14 protein-coding genes are annotated in these 16942 nt (G+C 71.1%); 12 read left to right on the plus strand and 2 right to left on the minus strand.

Annotated features, from left to right (window positions below; all coding sequences use genetic code 11):
* Positions 1–499 precede the first annotated feature (499 nt).
* Together OG611_RS18605 and OG611_RS18610 are read left to right on the plus strand one after the other, a co-directional pair.
* The gene (locus OG611_RS18605) at positions 500–2203 is read left to right on the plus strand and encodes an MFS transporter (protein WP_266421333.1); all 1704 of its coding nucleotides are present in this window, start codon (positions 500–502) and stop codon (positions 2201–2203) included.
* Between the two features lie 73 nt (positions 2204–2276).
* Positions 2277–3473 carry an acyl-CoA dehydrogenase family protein gene (locus OG611_RS18610; protein ID WP_266421335.1) on the plus strand — a complete coding sequence of 399 codons (1197 nt, stop codon included), beginning with the start codon at positions 2277–2279 and terminating at the stop codon, positions 3471–3473.
* 22 nt (positions 3474–3495) lie between these two features.
* Here the strand turns inward: OG611_RS18610 and OG611_RS18615 are convergent, their stop codons facing one another.
* Positions 3496–3933, minus strand: a complete 438-nt coding sequence (locus OG611_RS18615; RefSeq protein ID WP_266421337.1) for a cell division protein SepF — start codon at positions 3931–3933, stop codon at positions 3496–3498.
* A gap of 308 nt (positions 3934–4241) precedes the next feature.
* Here OG611_RS18615 and OG611_RS18620 point away from each other — a divergent pair, with 308 nt between their 5' ends.
* Positions 4242–5477, plus strand: a complete 1236-nt coding sequence (locus OG611_RS18620; protein WP_266426005.1) for a DUF5685 family protein — start codon at positions 4242–4244, stop codon at positions 5475–5477.
* Positions 5478–5555: 78 nt separating this feature from the next.
* Here the strand turns inward: OG611_RS18620 and OG611_RS18625 are convergent, their stop codons facing one another.
* A complete protein-coding gene (locus OG611_RS18625) occupies positions 5556–6500 on the minus strand; it encodes an ABC transporter substrate-binding protein (RefSeq protein WP_266421340.1) in 945 nt (314 codons plus the stop codon).
* A gap of 463 nt (positions 6501–6963) precedes the next feature.
* Between OG611_RS18625 and OG611_RS18630 the strand changes: the two genes are divergently transcribed.
* The 9 genes from OG611_RS18630 to OG611_RS18670 all read left to right on the plus strand — a co-directional run bounded on the left by OG611_RS18630 (position 6964) and on the right by OG611_RS18670 (position 16868).
* The gene (locus OG611_RS18630; protein WP_266421343.1) at positions 6964–7830 is read left to right on the plus strand and encodes an amino acid ABC transporter permease; all 867 of its coding nucleotides are present in this window, start codon (positions 6964–6966) and stop codon (positions 7828–7830) included.
* Positions 7827–9677 (plus strand): FAD/NAD(P)-binding domain-containing protein, encoded by a 1851-nt coding sequence (locus tag OG611_RS18635; protein WP_266421345.1) that lies wholly within the window; start codon positions 7827–7829, stop codon positions 9675–9677. Before OG611_RS18630 ends, OG611_RS18635 begins: the two co-directional genes overlap by 4 nt.
* Positions 9678–9751: 74 nt before the next feature.
* Positions 9752–10651, plus strand: coding sequence for an amino acid ABC transporter permease (locus tag OG611_RS18640; protein WP_266421347.1), 900 nt, complete (start codon positions 9752–9754; stop codon positions 10649–10651).
* Positions 10652–10689: 38 nt separating this feature from the next.
* Positions 10690–11442 (plus strand): amino acid ABC transporter ATP-binding protein, encoded by a 753-nt coding sequence (locus tag OG611_RS18645; protein ID WP_266426008.1) that lies wholly within the window; start codon positions 10690–10692, stop codon positions 11440–11442.
* A 32-nt stretch (positions 11443–11474) separates the two neighbouring features.
* A complete protein-coding gene (locus tag OG611_RS18650) occupies positions 11475–12449 on the plus strand; it encodes an ABC transporter substrate-binding protein (RefSeq protein ID WP_266421349.1) in 975 nt (324 codons plus the stop codon).
* 40 nt (positions 12450–12489) lie between these two features.
* Positions 12490–13557 carry an LLM class flavin-dependent oxidoreductase gene (locus OG611_RS18655; RefSeq protein WP_266421352.1) on the plus strand — a complete coding sequence of 356 codons (1068 nt, stop codon included), beginning with the start codon at positions 12490–12492 and terminating at the stop codon, positions 13555–13557.
* 17 nt (positions 13558–13574) lie between these two features.
* Positions 13575–14894 (plus strand): NtaA/DmoA family FMN-dependent monooxygenase, encoded by a 1320-nt coding sequence (locus OG611_RS18660; protein WP_266426010.1) that lies wholly within the window; start codon positions 13575–13577, stop codon positions 14892–14894.
* Between the two features lie 4 nt (positions 14895–14898).
* Positions 14899–15714, plus strand: a complete 816-nt coding sequence (locus tag OG611_RS18665; protein WP_266421355.1) for a DUF1684 domain-containing protein — start codon at positions 14899–14901, stop codon at positions 15712–15714.
* 254 nt (positions 15715–15968) lie between these two features.
* Complete coding sequence (locus OG611_RS18670; RefSeq protein ID WP_266421357.1) at positions 15969–16868, plus strand: S1 family peptidase; 900 nt, start codon at positions 15969–15971, stop codon at positions 16866–16868.
* Positions 16869–16942: the final 74 nt, after the last annotated feature.

The following is a 16942-nucleotide window of genomic DNA, read 5'->3' on the forward strand; positions in this document are numbered from 1 at the left end:
TCGATCCGGTCTCTTTGTGATGACGATGTGATGTGGACTATGTCTCAGCAGGGTCTTAATTCCCGATCCGCGTAAGCAACTCGGCGGGCCTTCGCACTATTGATTTCGCACGCATTTCGGAAGGGTGTTTGGATGCGGGCAGAAAAACGCAGGAGGTGCCGGTATGAATTTATCCGGGTCCGCCGGGGGGTGGAACGGACGGTGCCGGTCCGGTCACCGGCCGCTCTCGGCACGGGCCCGGCGGGTGCTCCGCGGGGGTGGCCGAGTACCGTCCTGTGCCGGGTGCGCAGGGCGTCCGCGCAGGTCCGGGCGGTGGGTCGGCGTGGCGTACGCCACACCCCGTGGTCCGAACGGGTATGAGGTGGACCACGTGTGGGGGCTCCGAACTCGCGTACGCTGACGGACCACTCGCCCGTCGATGCCGGGCCATGAGGAGCGGCGAACCGTCGCATCCCCGGTTGGCCCGCCGAGCGCGAGGGACCTTTTGGGAGGTACATGCATGTCCGGGACGACCACAGCCCGACTCCGGCTGCGCTCAGCAGCCGACGGTGCCAATCGATGGGTCGTCCTCGTCGTCCTCTGCCTCAGCCTCCTGCTCGTGGCACTCGATGCGACCGTGCTCCACGTCGCCGTACCCGCCGTCACCGAGGACCTGCGGCCCAGCGCGGTGGGTCTGCTCTGGATCGTCGACGCCTACCCGCTGGTCTGTGCCTCGCTGCTGATTCTCTTCGGCACCCTCGGGGACCGGGTCGGCCGCCGCCGCATCCTGCTGCTCGGCTACGCCCTCTTCGGTGTCGCCTCCGCGATCGCCGCGATGGCCGACAGCCCCGGCGTACTCATCGTGGCGCGTGCCCTGCTCGGGGTGGGCGGCGCGATGATCATGCCGGCGACGCTGTCGATCCTCCGGCAGGTCTTCCCCGACCGGCGCGAGCGGGCCGTGGCGATCGGCGTCTGGACCGCGGTCGCCGCCGTGGGCGCCGCCATCGGTCCGGTCATCGGCGGCTTCCTCGTCGAGCACTTCTGGTGGGGCTCGGTCTTCCTGATCAACGTCCCGCTGATGGCGCTGGTCCTGCCGGTCGGACGGCTGCTCCTGCCCGAGTCGCGCGGCAGCCACGACGGCCCGTGGGACGTGCTGGGTGCGCTGATGGCCGCGGCCGGAGTGCTCGGGGTGGTCCTCGGGGTGAAGCGGGCGGGCACCGGTGAGGGAGTGCTGAGCCCGGCCACCTTCGCCCCGCTGCTGATCGGGGCGGCCCTGCTCATCGTGTTCGTGCGCCGTCAGAAGCGGCGTACGCATCCGCTGATAGACATCGGGATGTTCGCCAGGCCCGCCTTCTCCACCGCGGTGGGCTGCATCGTCCTCGCCATGCTGGCCCTGGTCGGTCTTGAGCTCATAGCCGTGCAGTACCTCCAGCTCGTCCTCGGCCTGAGCCCGCTCCAGACCGGTCTGCGGCTGCTGCCGCTCACCTTCGCCGCCATGGCCGCGGGCGCCACCGGCTCGTACACCCTGCGCCGCGTCGGTCCGCGCCGGATGGTCAGTTGGGGCTTCGTGCTCACGGCGGTCTCGGTGCTGATCCTGACCGCGATGGGGCAGCACGACCGGCCCGCGCTGCTGACGACGGCCTTCGTCGCCCTCGGCTTCGGACTCCAGACCACGCTCTTCGGGGCGTACGAATCCATGCTCAGCGAGGCCCCCGCCGACCGCGCGGGCGGGGCGGCGGCGATCGGCGAGACCTCGTACCAGCTGGGCGCGGGCATGGGGATCGCCCTGCTCGGCAGCGTCATGAACGCCGCCTACACCCCCGGGCTCTCGAAGCTTCCCGAAGCGGGTGTCCCGGCCGGGGCCGGCGCGGCCGCCGCCCACTCGCTGGGCGAGGCCTACCAGGTGGCGGACCGGCTGGGCGGTCCGCTGGGCGCGGTGCTGCGTTCCACGGCGCGCCATTCCTTCATCACGGGGCTGCATGTCACGCTGCTGGTCAGCGCCGCCCTGCTGCTGCTCGGGGCGATGGCCGCGCTGCGGCTGCCGCGGGTGATGGACTGCCCGTCGCCGGCGCTCGACGATCCCGAGCGGACCGACGCGAGCGAGCTGCGCGAACGCCGCACGGCGCACGAGACTCCCGCCCCGGGCCGTGCGCAGCTGCCCCTGTCGCGGCCCGCCCGGCGCCGACCCGCCGAGGCGACCGGCTCTGGACGGGCGGCACACTGAGCCGTAACGTCGGTGCGACGCCATAACTAACACTGCTAGTTTTAGCATCGCGCGAGCCGCCGGAGGCACACTCATGTCCACCACCGAGTCCTCGAAGCTCCCACCGTTCGACCCCGCCGACCCGATCGGCATCGACGACCTGCTCGACGACGAGGACCTCGCGATCCGCGGGACCGTCCGGGACTGGGCCGCCGACCGCGTCCTGCCGTACATCGCCGAGTGGTACGAGAGCGGCGAACTGCCCGGCATCCGCGAGCTGGCCCGTGAGCTCGGTTCGCTCGGCGCGCTCGGCATGTCCCTCCAGGGATACGGCTGCGCGGGCGCCACCGCGGTCCAGTACGGGCTGGCCTGCCTGGAGCTCGAAGCGGCGGACTCGGGGATCCGCTCCCTGGTCTCCGTCCAGGGATCGCTCGCCATGTACGCCATCCACCGCTTCGGCTCCGAGGAGCAGCGCCGGCGCTGGCTGCCGGGCATGGCGGCCGGCGAGATCATCGGCTGCTTCGGCCTCACCGAACCGGACCACGGCTCCGACCCGGCCGGGATGCGCACCCATGCCAGGCGCGACGGCGGGGACTGGGTGCTCACCGGCCGCAAGATGTGGATCACCAACGGCTCGGTCGCCGGGGTCGCCGTCGTCTGGGCGCAGACCGACGAGGGAATCCGCGGATTCGCCGTGCCGACCGACACCCCCGGCTTCTCGGCGCCCGAGATCAAGCACAAGTGGTCCCTGCGCGCCTCGGTCACCAGCGAGCTGGTCCTCGACGAGGTGCGGCTGCCCGCCGATGCCGTGCTCCCGGGCGTCACCGGACTGCGCGGCCCGCTCGGCTGTCTCAGCCATGCCCGCTACGGCATCGTCTGGGGAGCCATGGGCGCGGCCCGCGCCAGCTTCGAGGCGGCCGTGGACTACGCGAGGACCCGGGAACAGTTCGGCCGGCCGATCGGCGGCTTCCAGCTCACCCAGGCCAAGCTCGCGGACATGGCCGTGGAACTGCACAAGGGCATCCTGCTCGCCCACCATCTGGGCCGGCGGATGGACGCGGGCAGGCTCCGCCCGGAGCAGGTCAGTTTCGGAAAGCTCAACAATGTGCGGGAGGCGATCGACATCTGCCGTACCTCGCGCACGATCCTCGGCGCCAACGGGATCTCGCTGGAGTACCCGGTGATGCGCCACGCGACGAATCTGGAGTCGGTGCTCACCTACGAAGGAACCGTGGAGATGCACCAGCTGGTGCTGGGCAAGGCGCTCACCGGTCTCGACGCGTTCCGGTAGACCGGTCCGGCGAGCGCCCTGCTCAGCTCTGGTTGAAGAAGCCGTCGGTCCGCCGGCCGGCGGCTTCGGTGACCACCTGGGTGTCGGCCGGGGTCAGCAGGAAGACCCGGGTGGCCACGCGCTCGATCGAGCCGCGCAGTCCGAAGATCAGCCCGGCGGCGAAGTCCACGACTCGCTTCGCGTCCGTGGGGTCCATGGTCGTGAGGTTGACGATCACCGGGACGCCGTCCCGGAAGAGCTCTCCGATGGCCCTCGCGTCCCGGAAACTGTCCGGGGTGACGGTGGCGATCCGGCGGCCCGTCTCCTCGGCGGCCTCCGACGCGACCTGCACCCGGGGGTCGGTCACCCAGGCCTGACCGGTCCCGGTCTGCGGGCCCTCGGCGTACTCGTCGTCGTAGTACCGCTCGTCGTTGTCCTCCACGAGGCCCAGCCAGGCACTCGCCTTGCGCACCGATCCCATGGACGCCTCCTCTCACCGCGGTTCCGTGGTGTTCCGCATCTCTTTCGTGTCCCTATGGTCGTCCATGATGCGGATCGTGCGCCAAGTGGATAGTCGGCGCGCAGGGGATTCGTGACGGTACTGGTGCAGAAGATATGGCGATTCGTCAGGGTTTCTCCCGCATAGGGAGTCTGAAAGAAAGAAAATATGATGCCCCGGGCCGTACGGGTGACATGGGGGACGTACGGGTGAACGGGGTGCTCGATACGATGCACGTCGCGCAGCCGCACGAGCTCGGCGCACAGGTGAACGACTCTCGGGGGATCGTCGTGTTCGGAATAGTCAGGCCCTGCACCCATCGATTGTCCGAGGGGCTGAGGACCGAGTGGATGGCCCATCTCTGCGGGCTCTGTCTCGCACTTCGGTCCGATCACGGGCAATTCGCCAGGATCGTAACGAACTATGACGGACTGATTGTTTCTGTTCTGATGGAGGCTCAGGCCGAGCGCACCACCGGATGGCGGCGCACCGCGGGGCCCTGCCCGCTGCGCGCCATGCGGACCGCCCCGGTCGCCCGCGGCGAGGGAGCCAGGCTGGCCGCCGCCGTCTCCCTGGTGCTGGCCTCGGCGAAGATCCGGGACCACGTCGCGGACGGGGACGGCCTGTTGAGGCGCCGCCCGGTGGCCGCCGCCGCACGCCGGGTCGCCGCGGGGTGGGACCGGGCCGGCGCGCGCACCGGCGCACAGCTCGGCTTCGACACCGCCCTGCTCGTGGACGCCGTCGACCGGCAGACCGGCATCGAGCTGATCGCCGGGCCCGGCACCCCGCTGCTCACGGTCACCGAACCCACCGAGACCGCCACCGCGGCCGCCTTCGCCCACACCGCGGTGCTCGCCGGAAAGCCGCAGAACGCGGCACCGCTCGCCGAGGCCGGCCGCCTGTTCGGGCGGCTGGCGCATCTGCTGGACGCCGTGGAGGACCAGGAAGCTGACGCCGCGTCGGGTGCCTGGAACCCGCTCACCGCGACCGGCACCTCGCGCGCCGAGGCGCGACGGCTGTGCGACGACGCGCTGCACGGCGTGCGGCTGGCGCTGCGCGACGCGGAGTTCACCGACGGCAAGCTGGCCCATGTGCTGCTGGCGCACGAACTGCGCCAGTCGGTGGACCGGGCCTTCGGCACCACGGCGTGCTCGCACCAGGCGGGCGGCGTGCTCCCGGACGGAGCTGCCGCCCCGTCAGGCACCCGGCCGACCGGGGCCTTCGGGCCGCCGCCGGGCAATCCGTACGCACCGAGCCCCGGCGGCCCGGCGGGTCCGCCGCAGCCCCCACCCGAGCCGCCGCGCGACCGGCGCGGCCTGATCATGGGCTGCCTGGTGTGGGCGGGACTGGCCTGCACCTGCCAGATGTGCTGCGGCACGTTCGACGACCCGTGGAGCCATCAGCGCCGCGACGGACTCTGCAATCAGTGCGACTGCGGCGACGCCTGCGATGCGTGTGACTGCTGCAGCAACTGCGGGGACTGCTGCGATTCATGCGACTGCTGCGACTGCGACTGCAGCTGCTGAGCCGGGCGTCCGCCTCTGCGGCCGGTCCCCGCCTCTGTGGCCGGGCGCCCGCCTCCATGGCCGGGCGCCCGGCCCGGATCACTTGATCTCGGGCGGCGAGATCTGCGAGGTACTGATCGCCGACGCGCCGATGCCCCACTTCTCCAGGATCCGGTCGTAGGTGCCGTCCGCCTTCAGGCCGTTCACCGCGGCCTGGAAGGCGGGCGCCAGCGGGGTGCCCTTCTTGAAGGCGAAGCCGACGTCGAGGCGCTTGAACTCATTGAGGAAGCGCACGCCCTCCTGCTGCCCCACCGCGTACCGCAGCCCGTTGATGGTGGACATCACCACATCGCTGCGGCCCTGCTGGAGCGAGGCCCAGGTGGCGCCCTGGTCGTTGTACGTCTTCACGTCGTACGGCTTGCGGCCCGCGTCGGTGCACAGGTGCCGGTTCTCCTCCAGGGTCACCTCGAAGGTGGTGCCCGCGCCGGTGCCCACGGTCAGGCCGCAGAGCCGGGTGAGATCGGTGACCTTCTTCAGCTTGCTGTCGTCGCGGACGGCGAAGCCCTGGCCGTCATTGATGTACGTGACGAAGTCGATGGTTCTGCGGCGCTCCTCGGTCACCCCGAAGTTCCCGGTGCCCACGTCGTACTTTCCGCTGCCCAGTGCCGGCAGGATCGCCTCGAAGGAGGCCACCTCGCGGGTGAACCTCAGCCCGAGCTTCCTGGCCACCGCGTCCGCGAAGTCGATGTCCGTGCCGGCCACCGTCTTCCCGTCCGCGAGGTAGGTGGCGCCCGGCGGGTTGCTGACGCCGACGGCGATGGTCAGGGTCCCGGCGGCGCGGACGTCGGCGGGCAGCAGTCTCGCCGCGGCCTCGTCCTTGCGCACCGACGAGACCACATCGGTCGTCGGCACCTTTCCCTTGGCGGCCCCGTCCCCGGCGGCGCCGGCCGGTGCGGACGCCGGGTCGCCGGACCCGCACGCGGTGAGGGCGAGAGCGGCGACGGTGATCAGCGCGAAGGCAGCGGTGTGCCGGGTTCGGGGCATGAGGTGTGGTTCTCCGGAGTCGTCGGCCGTGAGCGGACGCGGCGGGGCAGCACGCGGCGACCCCACGGTCGGGGCGAGGAAGGGCGGCGGAGCGAGGGGAGGGGAGAACGGCGTTGTGTGTGAAGGCACGCAGGGAAAAGTGCTCAGGCGCCGGACACGGCGCGAGGCAGAGGCGCGGGGAGACGCAGGGGGTCAGCTCAACAGGAGGAGGACCACACGCGACCGAAGTCGATGTGGGAGCGCTTGACCAGCCACTGCTGCGAATGCATGGCCCAAGTGGAACAGGCATCCGGTGGCCCGTCAACTGAAGTGAGACGTACGGCTCATAGTGTGGACAGGCTTGACAGCACGTGGTGAACAGCGCTTATCTCGGGAGCGGACCGGCGCTGAGGGGCCCGGTCCACGTTGTGTTTCGGCTGAAGGCACGCCCCGTGTTCGATCTCTGCATCCACGGAGCCTTCGCATGTCCGCGCAGACAGATACCCTCCCGCACTCTCCCCCCGCCCCGCTCGGCAAGAGCGACGGAAACGACCGGTTCCGGATCGTTCCGGTGCGCCGAACGGGCCAGTGGGCGGCGGCCGTCGCAGTCCTCGCGCTGCTCGCCCTGGCGCTGAACTCCGTCATCCGCAACGACGCCTTCCAGTGGGACGTCGTCGCCGAGTACTTCACCACCACCGCGGTCCTGCGCGGCCTCGGCCTCACCCTCTGGCTCACGGCACTGGTCATGGTGCTCGGCTTCGCCCTCGGCACCCTGCTCGCCGTCCTCAGACTCTCCGCCAACCGCGTGCTGCAGGCGGTCAGTTGGGGGTACATCTGGCTGTTCAGATCCACCCCGACCCTGGTCCAGCTGCTGTTCTGGTTCAACATCGGCGCGCTCTACCCGGAGATCCTCGGCGTCCGTACGGTGAACCTCCTCGGCCCCGTCACGGTCGCCGTCATCGGGCTCACCCTGCACGAGGCCGCCTACGCCGCCGAGGTCGTCCGCGGCGGCATCCTCTCCGTCGAACGCGGACAGATCGAGGCCGCCCAGTCGCTCGGCCTCGGACCCTGGCGCCGGTTTCGCCGGATCGTCCTCCCGCAGGCGATGCGCTCCATCGTCCCGCCCGCCGGGAACATGCTGATCGGCACCCTCAAGGGCACCTCGATCGTCAGCATCATCGCCGTACAGGACCTGCTCTACTCCGTGCAGCTCGTCTACCACCGCACCTATCAGGTCATCCCGCTGCTGCTGGTCGCCACCATCTGGTACGCCGTGGTCACCTCGCTGCTCGGCATCGGCCAGCACTACGTCGAGCGGCACTACGCGCGCGGCACGGCGGGTGCCCGATGAGCGGGACGCCGACGCTCGTCGTCATAGGCGCCGGACCGCGCGGCACCGGCCTGATCGAGCGCATCGCCGCCAACGCCCCCGACCTGTACCGGAACCGCCCGCTGACCATCCACCTCGTCGACCCGTACCCGCCCGGCGGCGGACGGATCTGGCGGCACGACCAGTCGCCGCTGCTCTGGATGAACTCCATGGCCGAGGACGTCACGATGTTCACCGACGAAACCGTCCAGCAGGAGGGACCGGTCCGTCCGGGGCCCGCGCTGCACACCTGGGCGGCGGACATCCGGGACGGGCGCGCGACGCTTCCGGACAGGGCAGGTGTGGAACCCGAACTCCTCGACGAGATAAAGGCGTTGGAGGGCAGTGACTTCCCGAGCAGACGACTGCAGAGCGTCTATCTGCGCTGGGTGTACGAGCAGGCCGTGGCCGCCCTCCCGGAAGGCATCGCCGTCCACTGGCACCGGGGCAGCGCCGTCCGTGTCACCGGGCCGCGCGAAGGCCGGCAGCGCGTCTGGCTGGCGGGGCGCGACACGCCGCTGCTCGCCGATGCCGTCGCCGTCACCATCGGCCACCTCGACGCCGAACCCGATCCGGAACAGGTCGAGTTGGCCGACTTCGCGGACCGGCACGGACTCGTCCACCTGCCGCCGGACTTCACCGCCGACGCCGATCTGACCGCGGTGCCGGCGGGCGAGCCGGTCATCGTACGGGGCTTCGGGCTCGCGTTCGTCGATCTGATGGTGCTGCTCACCGAGGGCCGCGGCGGACGGTACGAGGACGGCGAGTACGTGCCGTCCGGCAGGGAGCCCGTGCTCCACATCGGATCGCGCCGGGGCGTCCCGTACCACTCCAAGATCGGCTATGCCTGGGAGGGCGGACGGCCGCCGCTGCCGCGCTTCCTCGGCCCGGACCGGATCGAGGCGCTGCTGAGAACGGACCGGCCGGTCGACTTCCGGCGCGATGTGTGGCCACATATCGACAAAGAGCTCGGCCATGCCCACTACCACCGGCTCTTCACCGCCCACCCCGAGCGCACGACGGGCGACCGGGCCGGCTTCGAGGAGAAGTACGCCGCCGCGGACCCGGCAGGACCCGAGCTGGCCGCCCTCGTCGCGGCCGCCGTCCCCGACCCCGCGGACCGGCTCGACCTCGAAGCGCTCGACCACCCCCTGGACGGGGTGCGCTACCCCTCGTACGACGCACTGCAGGAAGGACTGCGCGGCTACATCACCGCAGACCTGGAGCGTCGCCACGATCCCGCACACAGCCCGGACCTCGCCGTCTTCCTCGGACTGCTGTCCGCCTACGGGCAGTTGATCCGGCTCGGCGACATCGGAGGCTGGTGGCACGGCTTCTTCAGCTATCTCGCCTCCGGCCCGCCCGGACCCCGGCTGCACCAGCTCCTCGCGCTCTCCCGGGCCGGTGTCGTCCGCTTCCTCGGCGCCCGAATGACCGTCGAGGCCGATGAGCGGCGGGGCCTCTTCCTGGCCGGCAGCGCCACCGTGCCGGGGCAGCGGATAGCGGCCCGCACCCTGGTCGAGGCCCGGCTGCCCGACCCCACGCTGGAGCGCACCCGCAGCCCGCTGCTCCAGGAGCTGTACGAGGACGGGGCCGCCGCCACCGCCACCGCCACCGGGCTGCTCTCGGTCGCCCCCGACAGCGGCCGGATCCTGGACCGCGACGGCAGGCCGCACCCGCGCCGCTTCGCGCTCGGCCCGTTCACCACCGCCCGCGCCGGCGGAGCGTTCACCCGGCCGCGCACCGGCGGCCCGGCCTTCCGGCAGAACGACGCCACCGCCCGTGCGGCGCTCACGTTCCTCCGGGACCTCGCCCGTAGCGACGGCTGACCACGCCCCGAGACCACCCTCCCGGCGCACGGCTCCCCACCCCGCCCTCGTACACCGCAGCCCAAGGACCCCTCATGTCCCTCACCAGTGATCCACCCATCGACAAGGCGACCGGACCACACGTCGCCCCGCCCGCCGCCGACGACCACGACGCGCTCACCGTCGTCCCCGTGCGCCACCCCTGGCGCTGGGTCGCCGTCGCCGCCACCGCCGTCGTGCTCGCCCAGTTCCTGCACGGACTGGTCACCAATCCCGGCTGGGAGTGGGACGTCTTCGCCCGGTTCTTCACCGCCGAGACCATCCTCAAGGCCGTCTGGGTCACCCTCCAACTGACCTTGTACAGCACGGTTCTCGGCTTCGCGCTGGGCATCGTGCTCGCCTTCATGCGGCTGTCGGCCAGCCCGTTCCTCGGCGCGGTCGCCCACGCGTACATCTGGGCGTTCCGCTCCATCCCGCTCATCGTCCAGCTGCTCTTCTGGTTCAACCTCGCCTACCTCTACAAGGAGTTGCAGTTCGGCATCCCGTTCGGGCCCGGCTTCTTCTCCTTCGACACGATGAACCTGGTCGGCGCGATGAGCGCGGCCGTACTCGGGCTCGCGCTGCACCAGGCCGCCTACGCGGCGGAGATCGTCCGGGGCGGCGTACTCGCGGTGGACGGCGGCCAGTTGGAGGCCGCCGCGGCGCTCGGGATTCCCCGGCACCGGCAGCTGCGGCGGATCGTGCTCCCGCAGGCGATGCGCTCCATCCTGCCGAACGCCGCCAACGAGATCATCTCGCTCTTCAAGGGCACCTCGATCGTCTCCGTGATGGCGATCGGCGAACTCTTCTACCAGGTCCAGGTCGTCTACGGACGCAACGGCAGGGTCGTGCCCCTGCTGATGGTCGCGACGGTCTGGTACATCCTCCTGACCACCGTGCTCTCCGTCCTCCAGCACTACGTCGAACGTCACTACGCCAAGGGGGCCGCGCGATGAGCAGCACCACCGAAGACACCACCCCGACCCCGGACGCCATGGTCGAGATCCGCTCCGTCCACAAGAGCTTCGGCAGTCTCGAAGTGCTGCGCGGCATCGACCTGTCCGTACGCGCCGGAGAGGTCACCGTCGTCCTCGGCCCGTCCGGCTCCGGCAAGTCCACGCTCCTGCGCACCATCAACCACCTGGAGAAGGTCGACCACGGCTGGATCAGCGTCGACGGCACCCTGGTCGGCCACCGCAGGGACGGCAACAAGCTGTACGAGCTCCGCGAGCGCGAGGTGCTGCGCCGGCGCACCCGGATCGGCTTCGTCTTCCAGAACTTCAATCTCTTCCCGCACCTCACCGTGGTGGAGAACATCGTCGAGGCCCCGGTCGCCGCCCTCGGCCGCCCGAAGAAGGAGGCCATCGCCGCCGCGGAGAAGCTGCTCGCCCGGGTGGGGCTCGCCGACAAGGCGGGGGCCTACCCCAAGCAGCTGTCCGGCGGGCAGCAGCAACGGGTCGCCATCGCCCGTGCGCTGGCCCTCGAACCGAAGCTGCTGCTCTTCGACGAGCCGACCTCGGCGCTCGACCCCGAGCTGATCGGTGAAGTCCTCGACGTCATCAAGGATCTGGCGCTCCAGGGCACCACCATGATCGTCGTCACGCACGAGATCGGCTTCGCCCGCGAGGTCGCCGACACCGTCGTCTTCATGGACGAGGGACGGATCGTCGAGCAGGGCGCCCCCGGCGACGTACTCGACCGTCCGGAGCACGAGCGCACCCGCGCCTTCCTGTCCAAGGTCCTGTGATCCCAGCCGTGTTCTCTCCGAGGAGTACGCCCGTGTCCGTCCGCCGCACCCTCTCCGCCGCGCTCGCCACCCTCACCGCCGCGGGACTGCTCACCGCCTGCGGTGCCGGTGACGCCGCGACCGACGAGGTGAAGCCGAAGGGGCAGCGGGGCACCGGTATCGACATCGGCCCCGACCAGCACCGGATCCGGGGCAGGAAGGACGACGCCATCGCGGCGAAGGTGCCCGAGGCCGTCCGCGAACGGGGCACCCTGCGGCTGGGCGCGAGCGCCGACGCCTCGCCACCGCTCGGCTTCTACGCGACCGACGACAAGACCAGGATCGGCTCCGAGATCGACCTGGCGACCCTGATCGCCGACACGCTCGGCCTGAAGCCGCAGTTCGAGCAGGTCTCCTGGGAGAACCTCTTCGTCGGCCTGGACAGCTCCAAGTTCGACGGCGTGCTCTCCAACGTCACGGTCACCGAGGAACGCAAGGAGAAGTACGACTTCGCGACCTACCGGCTCGACAACATCGCCTTCGAGGCCAGGAAGGGCTCCGGCTGGAAGGTGAAGGAGCCGAAGGACGTGGCGGGGAGGGCGATCGCCGTCTCGTCCGGGACCAACCAGGAGAAGATCCTCGTCGACTGGAGCGAGGAGAACGTCAGGGCGGGGCGCAAACCGGTCGACATCAGGTACTTCCAGAAGGACACCGACTACTACCTGGCCCTCCGGTCCGGCCGGATCGACGCCTACCTCGGCCCCGGTCCGTCCGCCAACCACCACGTCGCATCGGCCGGCCAGTCCGAGATCGTCGGCACGCTGTCGGGCGCGGGCGACAGGCTCCAGGGCAGGATCGCCGCCACCACGAAGAAGGGCAGCGGCCTGGTCGGGGCGTACGCGGCCGCCATCGACCACATCGTGCGGGACGGCTCGTACGCCGAGGTGCTGAAGCGCTGGGGGCTCATCGACGAGGCCGTCACGAAGTCCGAGATCAACCCGCCCGGCCTGCCCAGGCCCGAGAACTGAGCCCGCGAGAGCCCCACGAGATTGTTGAGAGGTATCACCCGTGCCTGCCACCGCACCCCTCCACCTGGCCGCCGAGATCGGCGGTCCGCCCCGCTACGACCCCGGGCACTACATCGGTCTCGCCCGGCTCGCCGAGCACGGCGCCCTCGACTTCGTCACGCTCGGCGACTCCTTCGCCAGACCCGGACTCGACGCGCTCGCCGTGCTCTCCCGGGTCGCGCCCGCCACCGGCCGGATCGGCCTGGTGCCCACCGTCACCACCACCCACACCGAGCCGTTCCATGTGTCGTCCGCCGTGGCCACCCTGGACTGGGTGAGCCGCGGCCGGGCGGGCTGGAACATCGATGTGTCGACGACCGGGGCCGAGGCCCGGCTCTTCGGCCGGCGTCCGGCGGCGCCCGCCGACGAGCTGTGGCGCGAGGCCGGTGAGAGCGCCGACGTGGGCGCCCGACTGTGGGACAGCTGGGAGGACGACGCCGAGATCAGGGACGTCGCCACCGGACGCTTCATCGACCGCGACAAGCTGCACCACGTCGACTTCGAGGGCGCCTCCTTCTCCGTTCGGGGCCCGGCGATCGTGCCCCGGCCCCCGCAGGGACACCCGGTCACCGTCGTCGACGGGACGAGCGGCCCGGCCCGGGAGACCGCGGCCCGCCACGGAGATGTCGTCCTGGTCCGGGCCACCGCCCCCGAGCAGGCCGCCGCGGCCCGTGCCGATCTGCGCCGGCGCGCGGCGGCGCACGGACGCGACCCCGACACGCTCCGGGTCCTGGTCGCGCTCACCGTCGACCTCGGCGATGCCGAGACCGCCCCGGAACCGGGGCTGGAGAGCGGACCACCGCTCGCCGCCGGCGGCTCGTACTACCGGGGCGGTCCGGTGGACCTGGCCGAACTGATCGCCCGGTGGCACCGCGGCGGAGCGGCGGACGGCTTCCACCTCACGCCCATCACCCCCGGGCGCGACCTCGAACGGATCGTCAACGGCACCGTGGCCCTGCTCCAGCACCGCAGCCTGTTCCGCACCTTCTACCCCGGCGGCACACTGCGCGAGCACCTGGGGCTGGCCCGCCCCGCCAACCGGTACGCCCTCGAAGGAGGACGGGCATGAGCACCGCGACGAGGCAGATGCATCTCGCCGCCCACTTCCCGGGCGTCAACAACACCACCGTCTGGGCGGACCCCCGCTCCAGGAGCCAGATCGACTTCTCCTCCTTCGAACACCTCGCCCGCACCGCGGAACGCGGCACGTTCGACTTCTTCTTCCTCGCCGAGGGGCTGCGGCTGCGCGAGCGCAACGGCCGCATCCACGATCTGGACGTGGTCGGCCGTCCTGAGTCCCTCACCGTGCTGGCCGCACTGGCGGCCGTCACCGACCGGCTCGGCCTCGCCGCCACCGTCAGCGCCACCTTCAACGAGCCGTACGAACTGGCCCGCCGCCTCGCCACCCTCGACCACCTCAGCGACGGCCGGGCCGCCTGGAACGTCGTCACCTCCTCCGACTCCTTCACCGGCGAGAACTTCCGGCGCGGCGGCTACCTCGACCGGGCCCACCGCTACACGAGGGCCGCCGAGTTCGTCGCCACCGCCCGCGAGCTGTGGGACGCCTGGACCCCCGACGGCGCCCCGCGCCCGTTCAGGCACCGGGGGCAGCACTTCGCCATCGAGGGCGAGTTCACCGTCCCGCGCTCCCCGCAGGGCCACCCGGTCGTCATCCAGGCCGGGGACTCCCCGGAGGGCCGCGAGTTCGCCGCGTCGGCCGCCGATGTCGTCTTCACCCGGCACGGCACCCTGGAGGCGGGCCGCACCTTCTACGCCGACGTCAAGGCGCGGCTGGCGAAGTACGGCCGGGAACCCGACGAGCTGAAGATCATGCCCGGGGTCACCTTCGTACTCGGCGACAGCGACGCCGAGGCCCAGGAGAGAGCGGCCGAGATCCGCCGCCAACAGGTCTCCCCGCAGACGGCGCTGCTGGCCCTGGAACAGATCTGGGGCCGTGACCTCTCCTCGTACGACCCCGACGGGCCGCTGCCCGACATCGACCCGGACCCCGAATCCTCGCTGGTCCAGGGCCGGGTCAAGCACGGCGACCCTTCCCCGAGCTCTCGACTTCGCTCAAGCAGGGGAGGTCCCATTGCCGTCGCGGCGCGCTGGCGTGCGCTGTCCGAGGAGAAGGGGCTGTCCATCCGGCAGACCGTCATCGAGACGACCGGCCGGCAGTCCTTCATCGGCAGCCCGCGGACGGTCGCGGAGCAGCTCACCGAGTTCGTCGCCGCCGACGCCGCCGACGGATTCATCCTCGTACCGCACCTCACCCCGGGCGGCCTGGACGACTTCGTCGACCGGGTCGTCCCGCTCCTCCGGGAGCGCGGGGTGTTCCGCTCCGAATACACCGGTCCCACGCTGCGGTCGCATCTCGGGCTCGCCGAGCCGGTATGGAAAGGTTGATCGCATGAGCACGGACGCACCGCAGCCGCACGGATTCGAGCAGGCGGCACAGGACTGGAAGCACTGGCACGAGGAGCGCACCGCCACGGTCGCCGGCCCCTACGGGCCGCTCTCCCTCACCGGTACCCACTGGCTCTCCGACTACCCGGAGGGCAGCATCCCCGAGGTACCCGGGCAGTGGCGGGAGGACGGCGACGAGCTGGTGCTCAGCGCCTCCGCCGCGGACGGGCTGACCGTCGATGGTGAGCCCTTCACCGGCCAGGTCCGGCTCACCGCCGACCGCGGCCCGATCGACGAGTCCCGCGTCGCGCACGGCGAGCGGCGGCTGGTCGTGCTGAGCCGCGAAGGGCTCTGGGCGGTACGGGACTTCGACCCGGACTCCCCGGCGCGGCGCGCCTTCCGGGCCATCGAGGCCACCCCGTACGACGCCCGCTGGGCGCTCCCGGGCACCTTCCGCCCGTACGACAGCGCCCGTACGGTCCGGGTCGAGAACGCCGACGGGGTCGAGCGCGGTCTCGGACTCGACGGTGAGATCGCCTTCGAGGTCGACGGCACGGAGCACACGCTGCATGTCGCGGTCGAGCCCGACGGCTCGCTCTGGGCGGTCTTCGCCGATGCCACCAGCGGAAACAGCAGTTACCGCTTCCGGTTCCTGCGGCCCGCGGCGCCCGACGAGGACGGCAGGGTGACGGTCGACCTCAACCGTGCGCTGCTGCCGCCGTGCGCCTTCGCGGACCACTTCATCTGCCCCTTCCCGCCGCCCGGCAACACCCTTTCCGTCGCCGTCGAGGCGGGGGAGCGCAACCGCGTCGACAACTGACGCACCGCCATATTCCGTCGGGACAGCGACCCAGGCAGCCCATGCGCTGCTTGGGCCGTTCCCGTGCGGTGCGACAGGTTCAGGCCGGCAGGCCCTCTTGCGCCACAAGTTGACGCCTTGAATACTCCCGAGCAGCGCTTGTCAGGGGCACGGTATGTCCGCATCGCGGGCCCATGGCCGTGCCGACGACTGCGCCTCACGGGTCCGACCACCCCACAGGCGGACCCCCGACTTCCCCTCGGGAGGAATGAAAAGTGAGGATCAAGCGCACCACCCCCCTCAGCAGCACCGTGAGACGCACCAGGACCGTCGCCATCGCCGCGGGTCTTGTCGCCGTCGCCGCACTGGCCGTCCCCAGCGCCCAGGCCGACACCAACACCACCTTCAGCGCCCAGCAGCTCTCCGCCGCGAGCGACGCCGTGCTCGGCGCCGATGTGGCGGGCACCGCATGGAACATCGACCCGGTGTCCAAGAAGCTCGTGGTCACCGCGGACCGCACGGTCTCGAAGGCCGAGATCGAGCAGATCAAGCAGTCCGCCGGAGCCAACGCCGGCGCCCTGGAGATCGAGCGCACCACGGGGAAGATCAGCAAACTGCTCTCCGGCGGCGACGCGATCTACGCCCCCGGCTGGCGCTGCTCCCTCGGCTTCAACGTCCGCAGCGGCAGCACCTACTACTTCCTGACCGCCGGTCACTGCACCGACGGCAACCCGCCCTGGTACACCAACTCGTCGAACTCGACCAGCATCGGCCCGACGGTCGACTCCAGCTTCCCGACCAACGACTACGGCCTGGTCCGGTACGACAACGCCTCGGTCTCCCACGAGGGCACCGTCGGCAGCGTCGACATCACCGGCGCGGCCAATGCCGCGGTCGGCATGTCCGTCACCCGCCGCGGCTCCACCACCGGCACCCACAGCGGCTCCGTCACGGGCCTCAACGCCACGGTCAACTACGGCAACGGCGACATCGTCTACGGCATGATCAAGACCAACGTGTGCGCGGAGCCCGGCGACTCCGGCGGCCCGCTCTACTCCGGCTCCAACGCGATCGGTCTCACCTCCGGCGGCAGCGGCGACTGCTCCTCCGGTGGCACCACGTACTTCCAGCCGGTCACCGAGGCGCTCAGCGCGTACGGGGTCAGCGTCTACTGACGCACCGGCACCCCCCGGTCCGCCCCTCGAACAAGCGGCCGACCGAGCGAGAGCCCCCGTCCGAATCCCGGGCG

Origin of the sequence: Streptomyces sp. NBC_01363 (assembly GCF_026340595.1) — a bacterium.
Classification (GTDB): domain Bacteria; phylum Actinomycetota; class Actinomycetes; order Streptomycetales; family Streptomycetaceae; genus Streptomyces.

Bases quoted from the DNA above. Each gene is read 5' to 3' on its own strand.
- OG611_RS18640 (WP_266421347.1), top strand. From the start codon at position 9,752: ATGTCCCTCACCAGTGATCCACCCATCGACAAGGCGACCGGACCACAC.
- OG611_RS18630 (WP_266421343.1), top strand. From the start codon at position 6,964: ATGTCCGCGCAGACAGATACCCTCCCGCACTCTCCCCCCGCCCCGCTC.
- OG611_RS18665 (WP_266421355.1), top strand. From the start codon at position 14,899: ATGAGCACGGACGCACCGCAGCCGCACGGATTCGAGCAGGCGGCACAG.
- OG611_RS18660 (WP_266426010.1), top strand. From the start codon at position 13,575: ATGCATCTCGCCGCCCACTTCCCGGGCGTCAACAACACCACCGTCTGG.
- OG611_RS18625 (WP_266421340.1), bottom strand. From the start codon at position 6,500: ATGCCCCGAACCCGGCACACCGCTGCCTTCGCGCTGATCACCGTCGCC.
- OG611_RS18645 (WP_266426008.1), top strand. From the start codon at position 10,690: ATGGTCGAGATCCGCTCCGTCCACAAGAGCTTCGGCAGTCTCGAAGTG.
- OG611_RS18605 (WP_266421333.1), top strand. From the start codon at position 500: ATGTCCGGGACGACCACAGCCCGACTCCGGCTGCGCTCAGCAGCCGAC.
- OG611_RS18615 (WP_266421337.1), bottom strand. From the start codon at position 3,933: ATGGGATCGGTGCGCAAGGCGAGTGCCTGGCTGGGCCTCGTGGAGGAC.
- OG611_RS18610 (WP_266421335.1), top strand. From the start codon at position 2,277: ATGTCCACCACCGAGTCCTCGAAGCTCCCACCGTTCGACCCCGCCGAC.
- OG611_RS18635 (WP_266421345.1), top strand. From the start codon at position 7,827: ATGAGCGGGACGCCGACGCTCGTCGTCATAGGCGCCGGACCGCGCGGC.